Below are 20,207 nucleotides of genomic sequence, written 5' to 3' on the forward strand. Positions count from 1 at the left end.
ATCAGACAATCTGTGTGAGCACTGCAAAGGCAGGTTCTTTAAGGTAAGGAGGTGATCCAACCGCAGGTTCCCCTACGGTTACCTTGTTACGACTTCACCCCAGTCATGAATCACAAAGTGGTAAGCGCCCTCCCGAAGGTTAAGCTACCTACTTCTTTTGCAACCCACTCCCATGGTGTGACGGGCGGTGTGTACAAGGCCCGGGAACGTATTCACCGTAGCATTCTGATCTACGATTACTAGCGATTCCGACTTCATGGAGTCGAGTTGCAGACTCCAATCCGGACTACGACATACTTTATGAGGTCCGCTTGCTCTCGCGAGGTCGCTTCTCTTTGTATATGCCATTGTAGCACGTGTGTAGCCCTGGTCGTAAGGGCCATGATGACTTGACGTCATCCCCACCTTCCTCCAGTTTATCACTGGCAGTCTCCTTTGAGTTCCCGGCCGGACCGCTGGCAACAAAGGATAAGGGTTGCGCTCGTTGCGGGACTTAACCCAACATTTCACAACACGAGCTGACGACAGCCATGCAGCACCTGTCTCACAGTTCCCGAAGGCACCAATCCATCTCTGGAAAGTTCTGTGGATGTCAAGACCAGGTAAGGTTCTTCGCGTTGCATCGAATTAAACCACATGCTCCACCGCTTGTGCGGGCCCCGTCAATTCATTTGAGTTTTAACCTTGCGGCCGTACTCCCCAGGCGGTCGATTTAACGCGTTAGCTCCGGAAGCCACGCCTCAAGGGCACAACCTCCAAATCGACATCGTTTACGGCGTGGACTACCAGGGTATCTAATCCTGTTTGCTCCCCACGCTTTCGCACCTGAGCGTCAGTCTTTGTCCAGGGGGCCGCCTTCGCCACCGGTATTCCTCCAGATCTCTACGCATTTCACCGCTACACCTGGAATTCTACCCCCTCTACAAGACTCTAGCCTGCCAGTTTCGAATGCAGTTCCCAGGTTGAGCCCGGGGATTTCACATCCGACTTGACAGACCGCCTGCGTGCGCTTTACGCCCAGTAATTCCGATTAACGCTTGCACCCTCCGTATTACCGCGGCTGCTGGCACGGAGTTAGCCGGTGCTTCTTCTGCGGGTAACGTCAATCGCCAAGGTTATTAACCTTAACGCCTTCCTCCCCGCTGAAAGTGCTTTACAACCCGAAGGCCTTCTTCACACACGCGGCATGGCTGCATCAGGCTTGCGCCCATTGTGCAATATTCCCCACTGCTGCCTCCCGTAGGAGTCTGGACCGTGTCTCAGTTCCAGTGTGGCTGGTCATCCTCTCAGACCAGCTAGGGATCGTCGCCTAGGTGAGCCGTTACCCCACCTACTAGCTAATCCCATCTGGGCACATCTGATGGCATGAGGCCCGAAGGTCCCCCACTTTGGTCTTGCGACGTTATGCGGTATTAGCTACCGTTTCCAGTAGTTATCCCCCTCCATCAGGCAGTTTCCCAGACATTACTCACCCGTCCGCCGCTCGTCACCCGAGAGCAAGCTCTCTGTGCTACCGCTCGACTTGCATGTGTTAGGCCTGCCGCCAGCGTTCAATCTGAGCCATGATCAAACTCTTCAATTTAAGTTTGATGCTCAAAGAATTAAACTTCGTAATGAATTACGTGTTCACTCTTGAGACTTGGTATTCATTTTTCGTCCGAGGACGTTAAGAATCCATGTCACTTTGAGTGCCCACACAGATTGTCTGATAAATTGTTAAAGAGCAGTTGCGACGCGCTTTAGCGCTCTGTCGCGAGGTGGCGTATATTACGCTTTCCTCTTTCAGAGTCAACCCGTTTTTCAGGATTTTTCTCTGCAACCGAACCGGCTGTTTGTGTGAAGTGATTCACATCTGCCGTGTCGATGGAGGCGCATTATAGGGAGCTCTCCGGGAATGACAAGCGGAAAAATACAATTTTATTTCAACCGCTCATCTTTTAAACGCAACGCTTATTTTTGCTGCTTTTTAATCGCCGCCGGCAGCTCTGCCAGGCTATTTAGCACCCAATCCGCCGCTTTTTCCGCTTCTTCAGTCAGGGGTTTACCGGTGCGCACCAGTACTTTAGTCCCGACATCCGCAGCCGCTGCCGCCTGCATATCTTCCAGTTTGTCCCCTACCATATAAGAAGCAGCCATATCGATATGCAGATAATCGCGGGCGGAAATCAGCATCCCCGGATGCGGTTTACGACAATCACAGGTCTGACGGTACTCCTCAACCGCACCCTGCGGGTGATGCGGGCAATAGTAGATACCGTCGAGGTCGACGCCGCGGTCTGCCAGAGACCAGTCCATCCATTCGGTCAGCGTTTCAAACTGGGCTTCGGTAAATTTACCGCGGGCAATACCGGACTGGTTAGTGACCAGCACCAGCGCGTAGCCCATCTCTTTTAGTTCGCGCATCGCGTCAATGACGCCATCGATAAATTCAAAATTGTCGATTTCGTGGACGTAGCCATGATCGACATTAATAGTGCCGTCACGGTCGAGAAAAATTGCGGGTACTGACTTTGCCACCGGTTTGCTCCTGAAAAAGACTAGTGCCGCTAGTATCGCATGTTTCCGCATGCAAGAAAGTGCTCATTATAAAGAGTCAGATTGATTTAGACGTCTGGATGCCTTAACATCCATTTCATTGCCAGGCATCGCCTGGATACGGCAGAAGAAAATGCCACGGCAAACGGCTAAACGATAATAAATAACTGATGATTAAACTTTCCAATATCACCAAAGTATTCCAGCAGGGGAATCGCAGCATTCAGGCGCTGAATAACGTCAGCCTGCATGTCCCTGCCGGACAGATTTACGGCGTCATCGGTGCCTCCGGCGCCGGTAAAAGTACGCTGATTCGCTGCGTGAACCTGCTGGAGCGCCCGACCGAGGGCAGCGTACAGGTTGACGGCCAGGAACTGACTGCCCTGTCGGAGAAAGAGCTAACCCGCGCTCGCCGTCAAATTGGCATGATTTTCCAGCATTTTAACCTGTTGGCCTCGCGGACCGTTTTCGGCAACGTGGCATTACCCCTGGAGCTGGATAACACGCCGCAGGCTGAAATCAAACGCCGTGTCACGGAGCTGCTGGATCTTGTCGGTCTGGGTGATAAGCACGACAGCTACCCGGCCAACCTCTCCGGCGGCCAGAAACAGCGCGTGGCGATTGCCCGCGCGCTGGCCAGCAATCCTAAAGTATTGCTGTGCGATGAAGCCACCAGCGCCCTGGATCCGGCCACTACCCGTTCCATTCTCGAACTGCTGAAAGACATTAACCGTCGCCTGGGACTGACCATCCTGTTGATCACCCATGAAATGGACGTGGTTAAACGTATCTGCGACTGCGTGGCGGTCATTAGTAATGGTCAACTGATCGAGCAGGACACCGTGAGCGAAGTCTTCTCCCATCCGAAGACGCCGCTGGCTCAGCAGTTTATTCAGTCCACTCTGCACCTCGATATTCCGGATGACTATCAGGCGCGCCTGAAACCTACCGCCACAGCGGATAGCGTACCGATGCTGCGCATGGAATTTACCGGCCACTCCGTCGATGCGCCGCTGCTCTCTGAAACCGCGCGTCGCTTCAACGTGAATAACAACATTATCAGCGCGCAGATGGATTATGCCGGCGGGGTGAAGTTCGGCATCATGCTCACCGAAATGCACGGTACACAGGAAGACACTCAGGCGGCCATCGCCTGGCTGCAGGAACATCATGTAAAAGTAGAGGTATTGGGTTATGTCTGAGGCAATGATGTGGCTGCTGTTGCGCGGCGTATGGGAAACGCTGGCAATGACTTTTGTCTCTGGCTTCTTCGGTTTTGTCCTCGGCCTGCCGGTGGGCGTGCTGCTGTACGTTACCCGTCCGGGGCAAATCGTCGCCAATGCCAAACTGTACCGCACGCTGTCGGCGCTGGTGAATATTTTCCGCTCCATCCCGTTCATTATCCTGCTGGTCTGGATGATTCCGTTTACCCGCGTGATCGTCGGTACCTCTATCGGCCTGCAGGCAGCGATTGTGCCATTAACAGTTGGCGCCGCGCCGTTTATCGCCCGCATGGTGGAGAACGCCCTGCTGGAAATCCCCACCGGCCTTATTGAAGCCTCCCGCGCGATGGGTGCCACGCCGCTGCAGATCGTGCGCAAAGTCCTGCTACCTGAAGCACTGCCGGGTCTGGTCAACGCCGCCACCATCACGCTCATCACGCTGGTGGGTTATTCCGCAATGGGCGGCGCGGTGGGCGCCGGTGGCCTGGGTCAGATTGGTTATCAGTATGGCTATATTGGATATAACGCCACCGTGATGAATACCGTACTGGTATTGCTGGTTGTTCTGGTTTATTTAATTCAATTCTCTGGCGATCGCATCGTCCGGGCTGTGACTCACAAATAACGTTATTGGCAGACAACACTCATTCTTACAGGAAGGAAATAACATGGCCTTTAATTTCAAAACTTTTGCGGCAGTTGGCGCGTTAATCGGTTCTCTGGCGCTGGTGGGTTGCGGTCAGGATGAAAAAGATCCGAATCATATTAAAGTCGGCGTTATCGTCGGGGCGGAACAGCAGGTCGCTGAAGTTGCGCAGAAAGTAGCAAAAGAGAAGTATGGCCTTGACGTAGAACTGGTGACCTTCAACGATTACGTTCTGCCGAACGAAGCGCTGAGCAAAGGCGATATCGACGTGAACGCCTTCCAGCATAAACCGTATCTCGATCAGCAGATTAAAGACCGCGGCTATAAGCTGGTGGCCGTCGGTAACACCTTCGTCTACCCGATCGCGGGTTATTCGAAGAAAATCAAATCGCTGGACGAACTGCAGCCGGGCTCCCAGATCGCCGTCCCTAACGATCCGACTAACCTCGGTCGTTCCCTGCTGCTGCTGCAGCAGGTAGGTCTGATTAAACTGAAAGACGGCGTGGGCCTGCTGCCGACCTCGCTGGACATCGTCGAGAACCCGAAAAACCTGAAGATTGTTGAACTGGAGGCGCCGCAGCTGCCGCGTTCCCTGGACGATGCGCAGATTGCGCTGGCCGTTATCAACACCACTTACGCCAGCCAGATTGGCCTGACCCCGGCGAAAGACGGCATCTTTGTTGAAGGTAAAGAGTCTCCTTACGTGAACCTGATTGTGGCGCGTGAAGACAATAAAGATGCTGAGAATGTGAAAAAATTCGTTCAGGCTTACCAGAGCGATGAAGTTTACGAAGCAGCGAACAAGATCTTTAACGGCGGTGCCGTGAAAGGCTGGTAATCTTTTCTCACCGTAATATCATTCAGGACGGGCTTCACGCCCGTCTTGTCATTTATGCAAGCACCTGATTCAATAACGCCCTGTTTTTTATTCATTGAGGAAATACTATGCGTGCTTTACCGATCTGTTTGTTAGCACTCATGTTAAGCGGTTGTTCCATGCTAAGCAGATCTCCCGTTGAGCCTGCTCAAAGCACTGCAACCCCGCCGGTTAAATCTGAGCCGAGCAAACCGCGCGCCACCCGCCCGGCCCCAGTACGTATTTACACCGATGCGTCAGAGCTGGTTGGTAAACCGTTCCGCGATCTGGGTGAAGTATCTGGCGAGTCCTGCCAGGCTTCGAATCAGGATTCTCCGCCGAATATCCCCACCGCGCGCAAGCGCCTGCAAATTAATGCCGCGCGTATGAAAGCCAATGCCGTCCTGCTTCACCGCTGCGAAGTGACCAGCGGTACGCCAGGCTGCTACCGTCAGGCCGTTTGCCTGGGTTCAGCGCTTAACGTCTCGGCGCAATGAGCGCATTTCAGGTCGCGCAAATAGGCGTCATCCGTTCGCCGTATAAAGAGAAGTTTGCCGTTCCTCGCCAGCCAGGCCTGGTGAAACACGGCGGCGGAGAACTCCATCTGGTCGCGCCCTATAACCAGGCCGACGCCGTGCGTGGCCTGGAGAGCTTCAGCCATCTGTGGATCCTGTTTGTGTTTCATCAGACAATGGAAGGCGGTTGGCGTCCGACGGTGCGACCTCCCCGACTGGGCGGCAATGCGCGGATGGGCGTCTTCGCCACCCGTTCAACGTTTCGCCCTAATCCCATCGGCATGTCGCTCGTTGAGCTCAAGGGCATTCGCTGTCAGAAAGATCAGGTAATACTGGAACTCGGCAGCCTCGATCTCGTCGACGGGACGCCGGTGGTTGATATCAAACCGTATCTTCCTTTCGCCGAAGCCCTGCCGGACGCCAGCGCCAGCTATGCACAGCAGGCGCCGCTGGCGGGTATGAACGTCAGCTTTACGCCGGAAATAGACGCACAGTTACTCACGCTGGAAAAACGCTACCCACATATCAAAGCGTTTATCCGCGAGGTGCTGGCGCAGGATCCGCGTCCGGCCTACCGAAAAGAGGAACAAGCGGGAAAAACGTATGCCGTCTGGCTGCTGGATTTCAACGTCCGCTGGCGGGTGACTGCCTCCGGTTTTGAAGTCTTTGCCCTCGAAGCGCGCTAATTTTATTTTCCTCTCTTTTGGCATCTTTGCCACACTGGTAAACTAAACCACTTTTTTTGTTTCAGGCTGGGCAACCAGCCTGTTCCGCTCGTTTAACTGGAACCGTTACAACATGCGTACTAGCCAATATCTGCTCTCCACTCTGAAGGAGACACCTGCCGACGCCGAGGTAATCAGCCATCAGCTGATGCTGCGCGCCGGGATGATCCGCAAGCTGGCCTCCGGGTTATACACCTGGCTGCCGACCGGCGTGCGCGTCCTGAAAAAAGTCGAAAACATCGTGCGTGAAGAAATGAACAACGCCGGTGCGATCGAGGTGTTAATGCCGGTCGTTCAGCCATCTGAACTGTGGCAGGAGAGCGGGCGCTGGGAGCAGTACGGCCCGGAACTGTTGCGCATTGCCGATCGCGGCGATCGTCCGTTCGTCCTCGGCCCAACCCACGAAGAGGTCATTACCGATCTGATCCGCAACGAGCTGAACTCCTATAAACAGCTGCCGCTGAACTTCTATCAGATCCAGACCAAATTCCGCGACGAAGTACGCCCGCGTTTCGGGGTGATGCGCTCCCGTGAATTCCTGATGAAAGATGCCTACTCTTTCCATACTTCGCAGGAATCGCTGCAGGAAACCTACGACGCGATGTATGCCGCTTACAGCAAAATCTTCAGCCGTATGGGGCTGGATTTCCGCGCGGTACAGGCTGACACCGGTTCTATCGGCGGCAGCGCCTCTCATGAATTCCAGGTGCTGGCGCAGAGCGGCGAAGACGATGTGATCTTCTCCGACAGCTCCGACTACGCGGCAAACATCGAGTTTGCGGAAGCCGTTGCGCCGAAAGAGCCGCGCGCAGCCGCCACCCAGGAGATGACCCTGGTCGATACGCCGAACGCCAAAACCATCGCTGAGCTGGTGGAGCAGTTCAACCTGCCGATCGAAAAAACCGTGAAAACTCTGCTGGTGAAAGCGGTTGAAGATAGCGCTTCCCCGCTGGTTGCCCTGCTGGTGCGCGGCGATCACGAGCTGAACGAAGTGAAAGCGGAAAAACTGCCGCAGGTCGCCAGCCCGCTGACCTTCGCCACCGAAGAAGAGATCCGCGCCCTGGTGAACGCCGGTCCGGGCTCCCTGGGCCCGGTGAACATGCCGGTTCCGGTGATTATCGACCGTACTGTAGCGGTGATGAGCGATTTCGCCGCTGGCGCCAATATCGATGGCAAACACTACTTCGGCATCAACTGGGACCGCGATGTCGCGACGCCGGAAGTGGCCGACATCCGTAACGTCGTCGCCGGCGACCCGAGCCCGGACGGTAAAGGTACCCTGCTTATTAAGCGCGGTATCGAAGTGGGTCATATCTTCCAGCTGGGGACGAAGTACTCCGAGGCGATGAAAGCCGCGGTCCAGGGCGAAGATGGGCGTAACCAGATCCTGACCATGGGCTGCTATGGTATCGGGGTGACTCGCGTGGTAGCGGCGGCGATTGAGCAGAACTTTGACGATCGCGGTATCGTCTGGCCGGATGCGATTGCGCCTTTCCAGGTGGCGATCCTGCCGATGAACATGCACAAGTCTTACCGTGTGCAGGAGCTGGCGGAGAAACTGTACGCCGAGCTGAGCGCCCAGGGTATTGAAGTGCTGATGGACGATCGTAAAGAGCGTCCGGGCGTGATGTTCGCCGATATGGAGCTGATCGGTATCCCGCACACCATCGTGCTGGGCGATCGTAACCTCGACAACGATGATATCGAATACAAGTATCGTCGCAACGGTGAGAAGCAGCTGATTAAGACCGGGGATATTGTGGAATATCTGGTTAAAGCGATAAAAGGCTAACACCCACCTCAGGGCCCTGAACGGATGTCAGGGCCTTTTTTTTACAAGGACAGTACCAATGACTGCACATCTCCTCCGCAGCGGACTGCTTACTTTTGCCCTGCTCCTGCTTACCGCCTGTACCCTGGACGTCGGCCGCAGCTCGCCTTCCACATCTGCTGCCGATGACCATTCATCATCCTGGGCTGTTACCCTCCAGCGTCAAAGCTCGATTGCCGGCAGCGGACTGCGCGAAATCGCCGAAAGCGACCTGCGCTCCGGAGACCTGCTGTTCTCCTCCAGCCTGGGCGTCACATCGCTTGGGATCCGCGCCTTCAGCGCCTCTTCTGTAAGCCACGTCGCGCTGTATGTTGGCGAAGGTCAGGTTGCGGAAGCCACTGGCGCTGGCGTACAAGTGATTACCCTTCAGCAGACGCTGGCGCACAGCGATAAACTCTTTGCTCTCAGGGTGCCTGACCTGACGCCGGACCAGGCGACGGCGATGAAAAGTTTTGCCTGGCAGGTCAAAGACAGCGGGTATAACTATCGCGGCATTATTCAGTTTATCCCTTATATGGTCACCAAACCGCTCTGCTCGCTCAACCCCTTCTCACGAGACTTTCGCCAGCAGTGCGTCAGTGGCCTGGCTAAAGCGCAGCTGGGCGATGCGGCAAGCGGCGACAAGAAAGCGTGGTTTTGCTCGGAATTTGTCAGCGAGGCCTTTGTCCGAGCCGGGCATCCGCTGACGCTCACGCAGGCGGCGTGGATCAGTCCTTCCGATCTGCTGCACATGCGGGAAGGAGACGTCGCCACGTTTAAACCCGAAACGCAGCTCCAGTATGTCGGGCATTTGAAACCGGGAGTTTATCTTCAGGCCGGTAAGCTGGTGGGGCTGAACAAACCGAAGGACGGTGCGGAGTAAAGAAACGATTGACGCTTTTCCGCCAGCCAGATCCACGCTCACTCTTGATGTGACAGGGCTAATAACAGGAGTTAGTAGGTGGTACTGCGCGGGATCATCCCCTGCCCGTTACCCGGACAGGGGCCAGACAATCAATGGCTGCAGTCTTTACCGGGAATAAATTTGCCGGCTTGATCCGTCATCAGCGTTTTCATCATCTCGCCGGTATCCGGGTTCGCCTCGAGAGTAAAGTGCCCTTCTACCACCAGCAGTACCGGGCGAGTATCGGTCCCGCGCGCGGCGGCATAATCCCGTTCAAGCTGGGCATTGTTCGCCACCGCGACGCGTTTACCGGTCGCACAATCGGTAAAGGTTGCCGCATCGGCCATATAGAAATACATGCCGCGCATCGCCATCGGCGTCGTCGGCAGGCTGGCCTTCACTGGCTCCAGGGTATAGTTGAGAGGAGACTGAATGGGGCTTCCGTTGCGGTCGAGCATCTCCAGCTTGTCGCCTTTCGCGCGAAAGTAAGATTTCTCGCCCTTGCTGTTGGTCAGCACCAGCTTATCCGCGGTACGTGCCCAGGTGCCGTACGAGGCAAAGGATGACGGCTCACGACGGGCGCCCTGGTAGTGCTCATTCATCACCCAGGTCCCGTCTTTTTCCAGGAACAGCGAGGTGTCGATACCTTCGCAATCCGCGCAAGGCAGCACGCCTCGCCAGCTTTGCTGCATCGGCTTGAGCTCTTCCATCGCCGCTGGCTGGACCGTGTCAGTCTCGGCGCGATGGTTACAACCAAACAGCGCGAACAGCGAACAGGCCGCTATCACGGAGAATACGATTTTCTTCACTTTGCTTTCCTTATCATCCATTTCACCCGTTCGCCGACGCCTTCACTGGCGAACTTTCCCACGCAGCGCCTTGACTGAGGACTTCTGTGCCTTGGAAGCAAGGCGTCGCTCTTTCGATGCCCGAGTCGGTCGCGTCTCCCGGCGACTTTTTTGCACTGCGGTTAATTCTTTAATAAGGGCCACCAGCCGGGCGATCGCCGCTTCACGGTTCATCTCCTGGCTGCGGTATTCCTGAGCCTTAATGATAACCACACCGTCAGCAGAAATTAAGTGGTGGCTGGCGGCGAGCAGGCGCTCTTTGTAAAACTCCGGCAGGCTTGAAGCTTTAATATCAAAGCGCAGATGGATCGCCGTCGACGCTTTGTTCACATGCTGCCCCCCTGCTCCCTGGGCGCGAATGCCTGACAAGACGATCTCGTCGTCGGCGAGGGCTACGCTGCGGCTAATAGTAATCATGCCGACGCTTGCCAGGCGGTAAGCTGAATTTCCAGATTATTCCGAGCGTCGGATAACCAGATACTGCCCTCCTGCAGAGTGGCCTGCAGCGTCATGGTACGATCGGCAAAGGCGCTAAGCAGTGCCAGTTGCGCATCATCAAGATACCAGATGGTCAGCTTCGGGTACGCCGCAAGCTTGCTCTGATTCTGCTGCCACCAGATTTCAGCTGCCCGGCTATTATAGGCAAACAGCGCCACCGCCTGCGCCCGTGAGCAGGCTTTCTTAATCCGCCGCTCATCCGGCAGACCCAGTTCGATCCACAGATCGACCCCGAGATGATCGTTAAGCAGCCACAGCTCCGGCTCGTCATCCGACGACAGACCGCGGGTAAACTGTAGCCGTTCATCGGCATATTTGATCCATGCCAGCAGGCGCAGCATCATGCGCTCCTGGGTTTCTGACGGATGCTGAGCCAGCGTCAGGTTAGCATCCAGAAACTGGTTGCGATCCAGATCGGCTACATTTACCGCAGCTTTATATATTGTCGCTTTCAGCGCCATGAATAAACTCCTGAAAAGAATGGCGTACATTGTAGCGAAACTGGCGGCAAAAGGCTGTCGTCAATCGCAGCAACCTGTTTCATCCTGCTGAAATTGCTTAAATGACTATGATATAGTTCCCTTGCTAAACAGAGTTTATCTTCGTAGGCTTAAACTTGCATCCCACGGTTGAGTCAGAACGCTGACAGGAGGGCATGTGGACCACTATTGTGAGTTAATACGCAAGCGGTATGCGGAAATAGCCAGCGGAGACTTAGGGTATATCCCGGATGCGCTGGGTTGCGTGTTGAAAGTATTGAATGAGATTGCGGCGGATGAGGCCCTTTCGGAGTCAGTCAGGGAAAAGGCCGCTTATGCGGCAGCAAACTTACTGGTGAGCGATTATGTCAATGAATGATACTTATCAACCCATTAACTGCGATGATTACGACAACCTGGAGCTGGCCTGCCAGCATCACCTGGTGCTGACGCTGGCGCTGAAGGATGGCGAACAGCTGCAGGCAAAGGCCAGCGATCTTATCTCGCGAAAAAATATCGAGTATCTGGTGGTCGAACTCGCCGGCAACGTCCGCGAGCTGCGCCTGGATAAAATCGCCAGCTTCAGTCACCCGGAAATCGGCACCGTGGTGGTGAGCGAATCCTGAATCAAAAACGGGCTTAATCGCCCGTTTTCCTCCACATCAGCCTGACCCCTTCCCCGTCCTTCACTTCACCTTCTGTGGTCACAAACAGATCGTCCGCTGCGGCAATCGGCGTTTCGCCGTAAAACAGCAGCGGCGTGGTGTCTCGTCGCCACGGAGCAACGCCCAGCTCCTGCCAGAGCTTCTTAAGCTTGCGTCCGCCATGGCGCCCGACAATATGCAGGTGGCCGCTGGCGCGAAAGCGGACGGTGACCGGCTCATCCGCCGACGGCGGGCGCAGCCTGCCGCCGGGCTGCAGCGTCAGCTCGCCGAGACCGTCCGCCAGCCGCAGCGGCTGGCGCCAGTCGGGCCAGCGCTGAACGCTGTCCGTCTGACCGGGAAGATACTTCACCCAGTACAAACGCTGTTGAAAACGGCGGACGGTAAATTCCCCCAGCCGCAGACAGGGGCTGGCATCTTCCCGCGCCAGCGCCACCTCGTGCCAGAGGCGCTCAGGCACCTCGCGGGCGGGCATCGGCGCCTGCTGCCTGGCGAGCCAGCGACGCAGCAGCGCCGCTCGGCGCGGCGGACTCATCGACGCCAGCGGCGCGATAGCCAGCGAGCCATCTTCGGCCACCAGCGACGCCAGCTCCGCCGCCAACATCTCGTCCAGCAGTTGTTCCTGCTCGGCGCACAGGCTGGCGCTGCGGGCGACGGCCTCGCTAAAGTGCGGCCAACGCTCGCGCAGCACCGGGATCACCCGCAGGCGCAGGAAATTGCGGTCATAGGTATCATCCTGATTACTCTCATCTTCGATCCACGACAGCTGATGGGCGAGCGCCCACTGGCGTAGTGATTCGCGGGTTTCATTGAGGAGAGGACGCAGTAGTCGACTGCCGGCAAAGGCAGAGGATGGCGCCATCGCCGACAGGCCGGTAGGACCGCTGCCGCGTTTTAACGCCAGCAGCAGGGTTTCGCACTGATCGTCCTGGTGCTGGGCGGTCACTAACACCTCGCCGGCATTGAGCGTATCCTGAAAGGCCTGATAGCGCGCCGCACGAGCGTGGGCCTCGACGCCCAGCCCTCCCCGGGCTAACGTCACGTGATGCACCACCAGCGGCACCTGCCACTGCTGGCAAATCTGCCGACAATGCGCCACCCAGTCGTCTGCGTGGGCGCTAAGGCCGTGGTGAACATGCACCGCCCGCAGCGTCAGCGAGGGATCCTGTTCCCGCAGCAGCACCAGCTGATGCAGAAGAACCGTCGAGTCCAGACCGCCGCTGAAGGCCACCAGCAGCTGGCGATGGGGATGAAGCGTATGCGCAATATCAGCCGTCATATCCACGAACATACCGAGAAGTGATGGCCCGGCACGTTACCGGGCCAGGGCCGCGCTGGCAAGATTTACTGCTGATATATTTCCAGCGGCAGGTCGTCCGGATCGCTAAAGAAGGTAAAGCGTTTACCGGTAAAGGGATCGACACGAATCGCTTCGCACTCCACGCCATGCGCGGTGAGATGGGCTACCGCGGCGTCGATATCATCCACGCTAAAGGCCAGATGACGCAGCCCGCAGGCTTCCGGACGACTGGGGCGGGCTGGCGGAAACGGGAACGAGAACAACTCAATTACATACTCGCCGTTGAGCGCCAGATCGCCTTTCCAGGAATCGCGCTCGGCGCGATAAAACTCACTTTGCAGCGTAAACCCCAGAATATCGCAATAGAACGCTTTACTGCGGGCGTAGTCGGTCGCAATGATGGCAATATGGTGAACCCGTTTCAAACCCAGCATGGTTAAACTCCTTCTGTTAAGCCAGCCACGTTACTCGTGCGCGCCGTTAACGCGCAAGCCTTTCGTCATTTTTTAAGACTCGTACCCGATATACACCGTCCTCATCGCGCTTGGCGCCGTGAATATCGGTCTCAAAGCCCGGGTAATGACGGCCGATAGAGCAAAGCATCAGCAGAAAATCGAGCACCGCCCGGCTTTCCTCGGTGATCATCTCTCCCGGCATCAGCAGCGGAACCCCCGGCGGATAAGGGAGGATCATGTTGGCCGAAATCCGCCCCACCAGGTTCTCCAGTTCAATAGTTTCCACCTCCCCCTTGATCTGGCGCTGCCAGGCGTGATGCGGCGTCATTTTCATTTCCGGCAGGACGTCAAAGGCGCTGAGCATCAGCTGCGGCAGCTGATGCTGACGGATCAAGCGGTGGATCCCCTGCGCCAGATCCTGGATCCGCATGTTGCGGTAGAAGTCGGGATCTTCGGCGTACAGATCCGGCAGCATATTTTTCACCCGCAGATTGAGATCGTAGGCGCGTTTAAACTCGGTCAGGCCGCGCAGCAGCCCCATCGCCCGGGTTTTATCGATGCCGATACTGAACAGGAACAGCAGATTGTAGGGGCCTGTTTTCTCTACCACCACGCCCCGCTCGTCGAGGAACTTCGCCACCAGCGCCGCCGGGATCCCCTCTTCATCCATATTCCCCTGCTCGTCCATGCCCGGCGTCAGAATGGTGACCTTCACCGGATCGAGATACATATGATCCGCATCGGCATCTTTGAAACCGTGCCAGTCCTCGCCCGGCGCTACCGGCCAGCACTCGGCTTTATCCACGGCTTCCGGCTGCCAGATATCAAAGAACCAGCCGTCCGACTCCTCGCGCAGTCGCTGCACCTCTTTGCGGAAGTCCAGCGCCCGCTCAATGGAGCGCTGGATCAGACGTTTACCGGAGTTGCCGCGCAGCATCGCCGCCGCGGTCTCAATCGACGCGACGATGGGGTAGCTCGGCGACGTAGAGGTATGCATCATAAAGGCTTCGTTAAAGGTCTCTTCATCATAGTTGCCTTTAATGTGGATCAGCGAGGCCTGCGACAGCGCGGCCAGCATCTTATGCGTCGACTGCGTCTCGAAGATGACTTTCCCGGGGATCCGCTCCCCGCTCATACCGCTTTTCCCCTGATATATCGGATGGAAATGGGTATAGGGCACCCAGGCGGAATCGAAATGGATCGACGGGACATCGAGCGTCTCCTTAAGCCAGGTGGTGTTATAGAGCAGACCATCGTAGGTGGAGTTGGTGATCACCGCATGCACGGGCCACTGCGCCCCGCCCGTGTCGCGCACTTTCTGCTGAATGCTGTCGCGGGTAAATTCGCGCCGGGGGATACCGCCGAGGATCCCCAGCGCGTTGCGGGTCGGCTTCAGCCACAGGGGAACCACATCGCTCATCATCAGCAGGTGGGCCAGCGATTTGTGACAGTTACGGTCAATCAGCAGGGTGCTGCCGGCGGGCGCCGAGTACATGCCGACAATTTTATTGGACGTCGAGGTGCCGTTGGTCACCATATAGCTTTGCTCGGCGCCAAAGGCGCGCGCGATATACTCCTCCGCCTCCAGGTGCGGGCCGGTATGATCCAGCAGGGAGCCCAGCTCGGTGACCGAAATCGAGACATCCGCCTTCAGCGTATTCCCGCCAAAAAAATCATAGAACAGGCAGCCCACCGGGCTTTTCTGATAGGCGCTGCCGCCCATATGGCCCGGCGTACAGAAGGTATATTTTCCCTCCTGGACATAGTTGAACAGCGCGCGGGTAAACGGCGGAGTGATATTCTCCAGGTACTCGCGGGTGTACTGCCCAATGCGGGTGGCGATCTCTTCGGAGAGTCCCAGCGCATATTCGAAGAACCACAGCGTCATGCGCAAATCCTGACTGCTGACATCCATCGTCGAGTGGGCGTTAATAAAGGCGTACAGAGGAAGGTATTCATTGAGCTGATTGATATCGCTGCACAGATCGACGCTGTATTCATCCCAGTCGAAGATCACCCCGCAGATGCGCGGGTTGTGCTCGATAAACTGCAGCAGGTCGGCGCTGTTTTGCGGCCAGATGGTCTGGAAGCCCTGGCGCTGCAGCGCCGCTTCCAGTTCTTTGATCGGCTCGTCTTTGTGGTAGACGCCGTGAGGCCCCATGATGGCGATGATATTCACGCTTTCCTCCTGGTATTCACCTAAGTCAAGCATCATAGCAATCCCCCGGGCGCATCGCACATAAAAAAAGGGCCGGAAAATCCGGCCCTTAGTGTTTAGTCCTGACGAAAAAGTTAAGCGTAACCGTAGCTCATCAGACGCTGATAGCGGCGGTTCAGCAGCTCTTCTTCGCTGAGCAGATCGAGGTCTGCCAGGTCTGCCAGCAGCTGCGCCTTCAGGCTTGCCGCCATCGCTTCCGGGTTGCGGTGAGCGCCGCCCAGCGGTTCCGGAACGATAGAATCGATCAGCTTCAGCTCTTTCAGACGCGGGGCGATAATGCCCATTGCTTCCGCAGCCAGCGGCGCTTTATCCGCGCTCTTCCACAGAATGGAGGCGCAGCCTTCCGGCGAAATGACCGAATAGGTGCTGTACTGGAGCATGTTGACCTTGTCGCCCACGCCGATCGCCAGCGCGCCGCCGGAGCCGCCTTCACCGATTACGGTGCAGATAACCGGCACGCTCAGACGCGACATCTCACGCAGGTTGCGGGCGATCGCTTCCGACTGGCCACGCTCTTCCGCGCCGACGCCCGGGTAGGCGCCCGGGGTGTCGATAAAGGTGATGATCGGCATTTTAAACCGCTCAGCCATCTCCATCAGGCGTAGCGCTTTGCGGTAGCCTTCCGGCGCCGGCATCCCAAAGTTGCGGCGAATTTTCTCTTTGGTTTCACGACCTTTCTGGTGGCCGATGATCATCACCGGACGACCGTCAAGACGCGCGATACCGCCGACAATCGCTTTATCGTCAGCGAAGGCGCGGTCACCGGCCAGTTCGTCAAATTCGTCGAACGCCAGGCGGACATAATCCAGGGTGTAAGGACGGCGCGGGTGGCGCGCCAGTTGCGCAACCTGCCATGCACCGAGATCGGCGAAGATTTTGCGCGTCAGCTCTACGCTTTTCTCACGCAGACGATGCACTTCTTCGTCGATGTTAATATCCAGTTTCTCATCCTGACGGCTTACCGCAGTCAGGGAATCGATTTTCGCTTCCAGCTCTGCAATCGGCTGTTCAAAATCTAGGAAATTCAGACTCATAGTATTCCTGTATTAGTCAAACTCCAGTTCCACCTGCTCCGAGCCGATAAGGCCCCGCAGATCGTTAAGTAAACGATCGCTCGGAGAGACGCGCCATGTTGCGCCGAAACGCAACCGCGCGCGTGCATCCGCCCTCTGATAGTAGAGGTGCACTGGAATGGTTCCCGAACGGTGGGGTTCCAGAGACTGACGGAGTCGGTTTAAAAGCTGGTCATCAATTTGCCTGTCCGTCAGCGAGATAGCAAGCCCGCGAGCATATTTTTCCCGGGCTTCGTCAATGTCCATGACTTCACGGGCGGTCATTTTAAGCCCCCCGCTAAAGTCATCAAAGCTGACCTGTCCGCTGACGATAAGTATGCGGTCTTTTTCCAGCAACTGCTGATATTTATCCAGCGCGTCGGTGAATAACATCACTTCCAGCCGCCCGGAACGGTCATCCAGGGTACAGATGCCGATACGATTGCCGCGCTTGGTGACCATTACCCGCGCCGCAATCACCAGCCCCGCCGCCGTGGTGACTTTCCCACGTTCGGTCGGATGCATGTCTTTGAGCCTTACGCCGCCGACGTAGCGCTCAATCTCCTTCAGATACTGGTTAATCGGGTGTCCGGTGAGGTATAGCCCCAGGGTCTCCCTTTCACCATCCAGCACCACCTGCTCAGGCCATGGCTGGCAGCTGGCGTAGGATTGCTCAATTTGCTCGGGCTCTTCCGCCAGCACGCCGAACATATCAGCCTGGCCGATGGCCTCGGCTTTCGCGTGCTGGTCGGCGGCTTTCAACGCATCGCCCAGCGAATTCATCAGCGCCGCGCGATGTGGGCCGAGACGATCGAACGCCCCGGACATAATCAGCTTTTCCAGCACCCGACGGTTGAGCTTTTTAATATCGGTTCGCGCGCAGAGGTCGAACAGCTCGCGGAAATAGCCGCCATTGTTGCGCGCCTCAATAATCGCTTCGATCGGTCCTTCGCCGACGCCCTTGATGGCGCCAATGCCGTAGACGATCTCGCCATCGTCGTTGACGTGGAAATGGTACAGGCCGGAGTTAATATCCGGGGGCAGGATTTTTAGCCCCATTCGCCAGCACTCATCCACCAGGCCAACCACTTTCTCGGTGTTGTCCATATCGGCGGTCATCACCGCCGCCATAAACTCGGCCGGGTAGTGCGCCTTAAGCCACAGCGTCTGGTAGGAGACCAACGCGTAGGCGGCGGAGTGCGATTTGTTAAATCCGTAACCGGCGAATTTCTCCACCAGGTCGAAGATTTTCATCGCCAGTTCGCCGTCAATGCCGTTTTTCTTCGCCCCATCCTCAAAGATAGAACGCTGCTTGGCCATCTCCTCCGGCTTTTTCTTACCCATCGCACGACGCAGCATGTCCGCGCCGCCGAGGGTATATCCGGACAGCACCTGGGCAATCTGCATGACCTGTTCCTGATACAGGATGATGCCGTAGGTTGGCTCCAGCACCGGTTTCAGGCTTTCATGCTGCCACTGCACGTCCGGATAAGAGATCTCCTCGCGGCCATGCTTACGGTCGATAAAGTTATCTACCATCCCCGACTGCAGCGGGCCCGGGCGGAACAGAGCCACCAGCGCGATCATATCTTCGAAGCAGTCCGGCTGCAGGCGTTTAATCAGATCTTTCATGCCGCGCGATTCAAGCTGGAAGACCGCGGTGGTTTCCGAGCGCTGCAGCATGTCGAAGCTTTTCTTGTCATCCAGGGGGATGGCGGCGATATCCAGCGGCCCTTCGCCGTTCTTCTCACGGCGCTTGTTGATCATCTCCAGCGCCCAGTTAATGATAGTGAGCGTACGCAGACCGAGGAAGTCGAATTTCACCAGCCCGGCGTATTCCACGTCGTTCTTATCAAACTGGGTAACCGGATGCAGCCCCTGCTCATCGCAATACAGTGGCGCGAAATCGGTGATTTTGGTTGGAGCGATAACTACCCCACCGGCATGTTTACCGGCGTTTCGCGTCACCCCTTCCAGCTTACGCGCCATGTCGATCAGCGCTTTCACTTCTTCGTCCGCCTCGTAGATCTCCGGCAGCTGCGGCTCGGCCTCAAAGGCTTTCGCCAGCGTCATGCCCGGATCGGGCGGCACCAGCTTGGAGATACGATCGACAAATCCGTACGGGTGACCCAGCACGCGACCGACATCGCGGATGACCGCTTTCGCCGCCATGGTACCGAAGGTGATGATCTGCGATACCGCGTCGCGGCCGTACATATCCGCCACGTGCTCAATAACCTGGTCGCGTTTCTCCATGCAGAAGTCGACGTCGAAGTCGGGCATCGAGACACGCTCCGGGTTAAGGAAACGTTCGAACAGCAGGTCGAATTCCAGCGGGTCAAGATCGGTGATCTTCAGCGCGTAGGCCACCAGCGAACCGGCGCCGGAACCGCGTCCCGGGCCAACCGGCACGCCGTTATCCTTCGACCACTGGATAAACTCCATCACAATCAGGAAGTAGCCCGGGAACCCCATCTGGTTGATAACCTGGAGCTCAATATCCAGACGCTGGTCATACTCCGGGCGCTTTTCAGCACGGACGGCAGGATCCGGGAAGAGGAATTCCAGCCGCTCTTCCAGACCCTCTTTCGATTTCATGACCAGGAAATCTTCCGTGGTCATATCGCCGGTCGGGAACTGCGGCAGGAAATATTCGCCAAGCCGCACGGTGACGTTGCAGCGCTTGGCAATTTCAACGCTGTTCGCCAGCGCTTCCGGAATATCGGCGAACAGCTCGCACATCTCTTCCTCGCTGCGCATATATTGCTGCGGCGAGTAGTTGCGCGGCCGTTTCGGGTCGTCGAGCGTAAAGCCGTCGTGGATCGCGACGCGGATTTCATGGGCGTCGAAATCGCTGGTGTCGAGAAAGCGGACATCGTTGGTCGCCACCACCGGCAGGCCGCGCGCTTCCGCCAGCGCCACGGCGGCGTGGAGATAGGCCTCTTCATCCTGTCGACCGGTACGGATCAGCTCCAGAAAATAGCGGTCCGGGAAATGCTCTTCGTAGAAGGCGACGCACTGTTCAACCAGCGGCATATTGCCGCGGATCAGGCTGACGCCGACGTCACCTTTCCGGCCGCCGGAGAGCAGAATCAGCCCTTCCTGATGTTCCACCAGCCAGTCGCGATCGATCCACGGCCCCAGGGCGCCGTAGCCGCGCTGATAGGCACGGGAAATCAACAGGGTCAGGTTCTGGTAGCCGGTGTTGTTCGCCGCCAGCACGGTCAGCTCGGTAAATTCGTCGCCGAGCAGGTCGCACTGCACGTGAAAGTCGGCGCCGACGATCGGCTTAATCCCCGCGCCGTGTCCCGTCCCGTAGAACTTCACCAGTCCGCAGAGGTTGGTGAAATCGGTGATCGCCAGCGCTGGCATGCCAAGCGAGGCCGCCTTCTTCACCAGCGGCCCGGTCTTTGCCAGCCCATCGATCATGGAATAGTCGCTGTGCACCCGCAGGTGTACGAAACGTGGTTCAGCCATCTTT

Annotated in this window: 18 protein-coding genes and 1 rRNA gene; 9 read left to right on the top strand and 10 right to left on the bottom strand. The window is 57.0% G+C overall.

Annotated features, from left to right (window positions below; translation table 11 throughout):
* Window positions 1–44 precede the first annotated feature (44 nt).
* Together LPQ25_RS20955 and gmhB are read right to left on the bottom strand one after the other, a co-directional pair.
* Window positions 45–1,582: ribosomal RNA gene (locus LPQ25_RS20955) — 16S ribosomal RNA — on the bottom strand.
* 368 nt (window positions 1,583–1,950) lie between these two features.
* Window positions 1,951–2,517, bottom strand: a complete 567-nt coding sequence (gene gmhB, locus LPQ25_RS20960) for a D-glycero-beta-D-manno-heptose 1,7-bisphosphate 7-phosphatase (protein ID WP_002889452.1) — start codon at window positions 2,515–2,517, stop codon at window positions 1,951–1,953.
* Between the two features lie 188 nt (window positions 2,518–2,705).
* Between gmhB and metN the strand changes: the two genes are divergently transcribed.
* The 7 genes from metN (at window position 2,706) to LPQ25_RS20995 (ending at window position 9,193) form a co-directional block, all read left to right on the top strand.
* Window positions 2,706–3,737 carry a methionine ABC transporter ATP-binding protein MetN gene (gene metN, locus LPQ25_RS20965; RefSeq protein ID WP_002889450.1) on the top strand — a complete coding sequence of 344 codons (1,032 nt, stop codon included), beginning with the start codon at window positions 2,706–2,708 and terminating at the stop codon, window positions 3,735–3,737.
* Complete coding sequence (locus LPQ25_RS20970) at window positions 3,730–4,383, top strand: methionine ABC transporter permease MetI (RefSeq protein ID WP_002889448.1); 654 nt, start codon at window positions 3,730–3,732, stop codon at window positions 4,381–4,383. The genes metN and LPQ25_RS20970 overlap by 8 nt, the downstream gene beginning before the upstream one ends.
* Before the next feature lie 43 nt (window positions 4,384–4,426).
* Window positions 4,427–5,242, top strand: a complete 816-nt coding sequence (gene metQ / locus LPQ25_RS20975) for a methionine ABC transporter substrate-binding lipoprotein MetQ (protein ID WP_002889445.1) — start codon at window positions 4,427–4,429, stop codon at window positions 5,240–5,242.
* A gap of 107 nt (window positions 5,243–5,349) precedes the next feature.
* Complete coding sequence (gene rcsF / locus LPQ25_RS20980) at window positions 5,350–5,757, top strand: Rcs stress response system protein RcsF (protein WP_002889443.1); 408 nt, start codon at window positions 5,350–5,352, stop codon at window positions 5,755–5,757.
* Window positions 5,754–6,461, top strand: a complete 708-nt coding sequence (tsaA, locus tag LPQ25_RS20985; RefSeq protein ID WP_012737428.1) for a tRNA (N6-threonylcarbamoyladenosine(37)-N6)-methyltransferase TrmO — start codon at window positions 5,754–5,756, stop codon at window positions 6,459–6,461. Before rcsF ends, tsaA begins: the two co-directional genes overlap by 4 nt.
* A 112-nt stretch (window positions 6,462–6,573) precedes the next feature.
* A complete protein-coding gene (gene proS / locus LPQ25_RS20990; protein WP_004151928.1) occupies window positions 6,574–8,292 on the top strand; it encodes a proline--tRNA ligase in 1,719 nt (572 codons plus the stop codon).
* Window positions 8,293–8,350: 58 nt separating this feature from the next.
* Window positions 8,351–9,193, top strand: a complete 843-nt coding sequence (locus LPQ25_RS20995; protein WP_012737426.1) for a YaeF family permuted papain-like enzyme — start codon at window positions 8,351–8,353, stop codon at window positions 9,191–9,193.
* Window positions 9,194–9,324: 131 nt separating this feature from the next.
* On the opposite strand, the gene nlpE is transcribed toward LPQ25_RS20995, so the two are convergent.
* From nlpE to LPQ25_RS21010, 3 genes are read right to left on the bottom strand one after another with little or no spacing between them, the layout of a single operon-like run.
* Entirely contained in the window at window positions 9,325–10,023 is a 699-nt protein-coding gene (nlpE, locus tag LPQ25_RS21000) for an envelope stress response activation lipoprotein NlpE (protein ID WP_002889435.1), read from the bottom strand.
* 42 nt (window positions 10,024–10,065) lie between these two features.
* A complete protein-coding gene (gene arfB / locus LPQ25_RS21005) occupies window positions 10,066–10,479 on the bottom strand; it encodes an alternative ribosome rescue aminoacyl-tRNA hydrolase ArfB (RefSeq protein WP_002889433.1) in 414 nt (137 codons plus the stop codon).
* The gene (locus LPQ25_RS21010) at window positions 10,476–11,021 is read right to left on the bottom strand and encodes a YaeQ family protein (RefSeq protein WP_002889431.1); all 546 of its coding nucleotides are present in this window, start codon (window positions 11,019–11,021) and stop codon (window positions 10,476–10,478) included. Before LPQ25_RS21010 ends, arfB begins: the two co-directional genes overlap by 4 nt.
* A gap of 196 nt (window positions 11,022–11,217) precedes the next feature.
* On the opposite strand from LPQ25_RS21010, the gene LPQ25_RS21015 reads away from it, so the two are divergent.
* Both LPQ25_RS21015 and rof read left to right on the top strand, forming a co-directional pair.
* Window positions 11,218–11,418 carry a YaeP family protein gene (locus LPQ25_RS21015; RefSeq protein WP_002889429.1) on the top strand — a complete coding sequence of 67 codons (201 nt, stop codon included), beginning with the start codon at window positions 11,218–11,220 and terminating at the stop codon, window positions 11,416–11,418.
* Window positions 11,405–11,665, top strand: a complete 261-nt coding sequence (gene rof / locus LPQ25_RS21020; RefSeq protein ID WP_002889424.1) for a Rho-binding antiterminator — start codon at window positions 11,405–11,407, stop codon at window positions 11,663–11,665. Before LPQ25_RS21015 ends, rof begins: the two co-directional genes overlap by 14 nt.
* A 13-nt stretch (window positions 11,666–11,678) precedes the next feature.
* Here rof and tilS read toward each other — a convergent pair whose 3' ends face one another.
* The 5 genes from tilS to dnaE form a co-directional block, all read right to left on the bottom strand.
* Window positions 11,679–12,992, bottom strand: coding sequence for a tRNA lysidine(34) synthetase TilS (gene tilS, locus LPQ25_RS21025; protein WP_014908005.1), 1,314 nt, complete (start codon window positions 12,990–12,992; stop codon window positions 11,679–11,681).
* Between the two features lie 53 nt (window positions 12,993–13,045).
* Window positions 13,046–13,435, bottom strand: coding sequence for a VOC family protein (locus LPQ25_RS21030; RefSeq protein WP_002889387.1), 390 nt, complete (start codon window positions 13,433–13,435; stop codon window positions 13,046–13,048).
* Between the two features lie 46 nt (window positions 13,436–13,481).
* Complete coding sequence (locus tag LPQ25_RS21035; protein ID WP_002889384.1) at window positions 13,482–15,635, bottom strand: lysine decarboxylase LdcC; 2,154 nt, start codon at window positions 15,633–15,635, stop codon at window positions 13,482–13,484.
* A gap of 113 nt (window positions 15,636–15,748) precedes the next feature.
* Window positions 15,749–16,708: an acetyl-CoA carboxylase carboxyl transferase subunit alpha gene (gene accA, locus LPQ25_RS21040; protein ID WP_004145855.1), complete on the bottom strand. Its 960-nt coding sequence runs from the start codon at window positions 16,706–16,708 to the stop codon at window positions 15,749–15,751.
* A gap of 12 nt (window positions 16,709–16,720) precedes the next feature.
* Window positions 16,721–20,203, bottom strand: coding sequence for a DNA polymerase III subunit alpha (gene dnaE, locus LPQ25_RS21045; protein WP_004177353.1), 3,483 nt, complete (start codon window positions 20,201–20,203; stop codon window positions 16,721–16,723).
* Window positions 20,204–20,207 lie beyond the last annotated feature (4 nt).

The sequence above is a fragment of the Klebsiella sp. KPN54798 genome (assembly GCF_021184225.1).
GTDB lineage: Bacteria > Pseudomonadota > Gammaproteobacteria > Enterobacterales > Enterobacteriaceae > Klebsiella > Klebsiella pneumoniae.

Excerpts from the sequence above, each read along its gene's own strand:
- metN (WP_002889450.1), top strand. The coding sequence starts at position 2,706 with ATGATTAAACTTTCCAATATCACCAAAGTATTCCAGCAGGGGAATCGC.
- LPQ25_RS20970 (WP_002889448.1), top strand. The coding sequence starts at position 3,730 with ATGTCTGAGGCAATGATGTGGCTGCTGTTGCGCGGCGTATGGGAAACG.
- metQ (WP_002889445.1), top strand. The coding sequence starts at position 4,427 with ATGGCCTTTAATTTCAAAACTTTTGCGGCAGTTGGCGCGTTAATCGGT.
- rcsF (WP_002889443.1), top strand. The coding sequence starts at position 5,350 with ATGCGTGCTTTACCGATCTGTTTGTTAGCACTCATGTTAAGCGGTTGT.
- tsaA (WP_012737428.1), top strand. The coding sequence starts at position 5,754 with ATGAGCGCATTTCAGGTCGCGCAAATAGGCGTCATCCGTTCGCCGTAT.
- proS (WP_004151928.1), top strand. The coding sequence starts at position 6,574 with ATGCGTACTAGCCAATATCTGCTCTCCACTCTGAAGGAGACACCTGCC.
- LPQ25_RS20995 (WP_012737426.1), top strand. The coding sequence starts at position 8,351 with ATGACTGCACATCTCCTCCGCAGCGGACTGCTTACTTTTGCCCTGCTC.
- arfB (WP_002889433.1), bottom strand. The coding sequence starts at position 10,479 with ATGATTACTATTAGCCGCAGCGTAGCCCTCGCCGACGACGAGATCGTC.
- LPQ25_RS21010 (WP_002889431.1), bottom strand. The coding sequence starts at position 11,021 with ATGGCGCTGAAAGCGACAATATATAAAGCTGCGGTAAATGTAGCCGAT.
- rof (WP_002889424.1), top strand. The coding sequence starts at position 11,405 with ATGTCAATGAATGATACTTATCAACCCATTAACTGCGATGATTACGAC.
- tilS (WP_014908005.1), bottom strand. The coding sequence starts at position 12,992 with ATGTTCGTGGATATGACGGCTGATATTGCGCATACGCTTCATCCCCAT.
- LPQ25_RS21030 (WP_002889387.1), bottom strand. The coding sequence starts at position 13,435 with ATGCTGGGTTTGAAACGGGTTCACCATATTGCCATCATTGCGACCGAC.
- accA (WP_004145855.1), bottom strand. The coding sequence starts at position 16,708 with ATGAGTCTGAATTTCCTAGATTTTGAACAGCCGATTGCAGAGCTGGAA.
- dnaE (WP_004177353.1), bottom strand. The coding sequence starts at position 20,203 with ATGGCTGAACCACGTTTCGTACACCTGCGGGTGCACAGCGACTATTCC.